Source organism: Phenylobacterium sp. (assembly GCF_035276905.1).
In the GTDB taxonomy this organism is placed as follows: domain Bacteria; phylum Pseudomonadota; class Alphaproteobacteria; order Caulobacterales; family Caulobacteraceae; genus Phenylobacterium.
The window spans coordinates 1-2,986 of the sequence record NZ_DATELG010000289.1 but is presented as its reverse complement, the minus strand read 5'-3'; the positions used below and the strand labels follow the sequence as shown (position 1 = coordinate 2,986).

The following is a 2,986-nucleotide window of genomic DNA, read 5'->3' as shown; positions in this document are numbered from 1 at the left end:
GACCTTCGGCAAGAGCTTCACCTCGTACTCGGCGCCGCGATAGACCTCGGTCTTGCCGCGCTGGCGGCCATAGCCGCGCACCTCGGTGACGGTCAGGCCCGAGGCGCCGGCTTCGGTCACGGCGTCCAGCACCGCGTCGAGCTTGCTGGGCTTGATCACCGCAACGATCATCTTCATGGCGCGCTCCGACTTGCACGTTCAACTGACAAGCTAGGGCTTTCTGGCGGCGTCTCCAAGCGCGGCGGCGTTCCCGCGCGAGCCAAGGTCACGGGAAACCGGGGCCGCGCCGGGCGCCGGCGCCAGCACCGGACGCACGGCCAGCCGGCGCACGCGCACGGGTCGCGGCTTGACCGCGAAGGTCTGCTTGACCGCCTCCATCAGCACCAGGCCCGAGATCCCCGGCGAGATCCGCGAGCCCACCTGCTCGAAGCCCTCGGCCCAGCGGGCGAGCGCGGCGATCGGCGGCAGGTAGAGCGCGCGGGTCCAGCCCGAGGGCTCGAGCTCGGCCTCCCGCAGCAGCTCGGCGAGCTGGCCGCGGGTGTAGGGGCGGCCGTGGCCGAAGGGGGTCTTCTCGACGTTGGCCCAGGGCCCGTTGCGCGAGGCGACCACCACGATGACCCGCCCGGACGGCGAGAGCACCCGCCAGACTTCGCGCAGCAGGCCCACCGGATCGGGCGCCTCCTCGATGGCGTGCACGGCGAGGACCCGGTCGAAGAAGGCGTTGGCGAACGGCAGGGCGTCCTCGGCGACCAGCGCCGCCAGGTTCTTCTGCCCGCCCGGCCAGACCTCTACGCCCTGCTGGGCGGGCATGGCCGCGACCACCCGGCGCGCCCGCGGCTGCAGGCCGGCGAGGTAGGGCGTGGCGTAGCCGAGCCCCAGCACGTCCTGGCCGTGCGCGTCGCCCCAGGCCTCGGTGACCTTGCGCGTCACCATGGCCCGGGCGGCGCGGCCGAGGTCGGAAGCGTAGAACTGCCGAAGTTGAAGGACGTCCCTGCGCATTCAGGCTCGCGGTTGATTTAGGCTCCATCGGACGGGACAGGGCTCGACCCGGGCGGCGCGCCAACCTAAATGCTCGGCATGACGCTGTCGCCCCGGGCCTGCCCGGCCCCGAAGCCAGAACTTAGGGGAGAAACTTAGGGATGCCGCTTACCGTCCACCAGTTTCCCTGCCTGCAGGACAACTACGGATTCCTCGTTCGCGACGCAGCGAGCGGCCTGGCGGCCTGCATCGACACCCCGGACGCCGGCGCGATCCTGCGCGAGCTCGGCCGGCTGGACTGGAAGCTGGCCCTCATCCTCAACACCCACTGGCACCCCGACCACGCCGGTGGGAACGCCGAGCTGCAGGCCGCGACCGGCGCCCAGGCGGTCGGCCCCGCCGAGGTGACCCGCATCGCCGCCCTCGACCGCGACGTTGGCGGCGGCGACCAGGTGATGCTCGGCGAGACCCGCTTCGAGGTGATCGAGACCGGCGGCCACACGCTGGGCCACATCGCCTACTACGACGCCGCCGATCGGATCGCCTTCGTCGGCGACACCCTGTTCGCGCTCGGCTGCGGGCGGCTGTTCGAGGGCGCGCCCGACCAGATGTGGGCGAGCCTGCAACGCCTGGCCGGCCTGCCGGACGAGACCCGCGTCTACTGCGCCCACGAATACACCGCCGCCAACGCCCGCTTCGCGCTTTCGGTCGACGACGACCCGGCGGTCAAGGCCCGCGCCGCCGAGGTGTTCGCCGCCCGTGAGCGCGGCGAGCCCACCGTGCCCACCACCATCGGCCTGGAGAAGGCGACCAATCCGTTCCTGCGCGCGCCGCTGCTCGCCGAGCGCGTCGGCGCCCCGCGCGAGCCGGCCTACGAGGCCTTCGCCGCCGTGCGCGCGGCGAAGGACGGCTTCAAGGGCTGATCTGGCGACTGAAACGCGGCCAAGCCTACCGGCTGTTCTCGGCCGCCACGACGATCCGCTCCGACGACGGCCGGCCGGCGAGGCCCTGGCTGGGAACGACGGTGATTTGCAGCGCCCCCTTGATCAGCTGGACGCTGGCCTTGCGGCCCTCGGCCAGGCGCACCTGCTTGACGCGGGCGAGCAGTGCGCGGCCGTCGGCGCTGCGGGTCATCCGCAAGACGGCCTCGCAGACGACGGTGGCGGCGTCGGCGATCAGCGCCGATGAGGCGGGGCTTGCGTCGGCGCTGAAGGTGATCAGCCGATGCGAGGCGCGGCTGGCCCGGGCGCTGGCCTGGGCCAGCCGCTCCAGCAGGTCCTGGGGCCCGAGGGGCGAGAGCCGCAGCGACGTCCCGTTGCCGGCCAGCGCGGCGGCCGAGCCGCCCGGCCGCCCCTCGGTAAACAGGGTGACGCCGCCCAGCCGTGTGGCCCGCAGCACCGGCATGCCGAGGTCGTTCTTGTAGATTACGTCGCCGCGCGGCGCGGGCTGGGCCTGCAGGGCCCAGACCTCCGGACTGTTGTCGAACTTCAGCAGCAGCCGGCCCTGGCTGCGGTCGACCACGAAGCCGTCGCCGTCCTGCGAGATGTAGCGGGCGACGGGCGGGGCCCCGAACTCGCGGGCCTCGAAGCCCTCGTGGCCGAACAGGCCCTGGCGCAGGCTCTCGGGCGCCGCCCACGCGGCCGGGGCCCACGCCAAGGCGATGAGCGCCGCCGCTGCGAACATGGCCCTGCAATTCGCGCGTGCGTCGGCTGTCATAGCTCCCAGTGAAATGCCGTTCGACTAGGGCGCTTTTTGGACACCAAGCGTCCCGAGTCCGAAGTCCGCACGAGCCCGTGCCGAACCCGGTCGAGCTTCGCGAACGAGCCTCCCTCACCCGGCCATGAACTGACCCCCGTTTATGGTCAAGGTGGCGCCGGTGACATAGCCGGCGCGCTCGCCGGCCAGGAAGGAAACCACGTCGGCGATCTCCTCGCCCTGGCCCAGCCGCCCGACCGGGATCGAGGCGATGATCCCCTCCAGCACCTTCTCCGGCACCGCCTGCACCATC

The 2,986-nt window shown here is 72.4% G+C and carries 5 protein-coding genes; 1 reads left to right on the top strand and 4 read right to left on the bottom strand.

The features are described from left to right. Together VJS38_RS13575 and VJS38_RS13570 are read right to left on the bottom strand one after the other, a co-directional pair. The coding region (locus VJS38_RS13575; RefSeq protein WP_324088683.1) for a P-II family nitrogen regulator at positions 1–177 on the bottom strand (177 nt) is incomplete at its 3' end. 33 nt (positions 178–210) lie between these two features. Further along, complete coding sequence (locus tag VJS38_RS13570; protein WP_324088681.1) at positions 211–999, bottom strand: class I SAM-dependent methyltransferase; 789 nt, start codon at positions 997–999, stop codon at positions 211–213. Between the two features lie 140 nt (positions 1,000–1,139). On the opposite strand from VJS38_RS13570, the gene gloB reads away from it, so the two are divergent. Beyond that, complete coding sequence (gene gloB / locus VJS38_RS13565; protein ID WP_324088680.1) at positions 1,140–1,901, top strand: hydroxyacylglutathione hydrolase; 762 nt, start codon at positions 1,140–1,142, stop codon at positions 1,899–1,901. Between the two features lie 25 nt (positions 1,902–1,926). Here gloB and VJS38_RS13560 read toward each other — a convergent pair whose 3' ends face one another. After that, positions 1,927–2,661 (bottom strand): DUF4908 domain-containing protein, encoded by a 735-nt coding sequence (locus VJS38_RS13560; RefSeq protein WP_324088679.1) that lies wholly within the window; start codon positions 2,659–2,661, stop codon positions 1,927–1,929. 147 nt (positions 2,662–2,808) lie between these two features. Beyond that, on the bottom strand, positions 2,809–2,986 hold a 178-nt coding region (locus tag VJS38_RS13555), incomplete at its 5' end, for an SDR family oxidoreductase (RefSeq protein WP_324088682.1).

Coding starts and splice junctions, on each gene's coding strand:
- gloB (WP_324088680.1), top strand. CDS start 1,140: ATGCCGCTTACCGTCCACCAGTTTCCCTGCCTGCAGGACAACTACGGA.
- VJS38_RS13560 (WP_324088679.1), bottom strand. CDS start 2,661: ATGTTCGCAGCGGCGGCGCTCATCGCCTTGGCGTGGGCCCCGGCCGCG.
- VJS38_RS13570 (WP_324088681.1), bottom strand. CDS start 999: ATGCGCAGGGACGTCCTTCAACTTCGGCAGTTCTACGCTTCCGACCTC.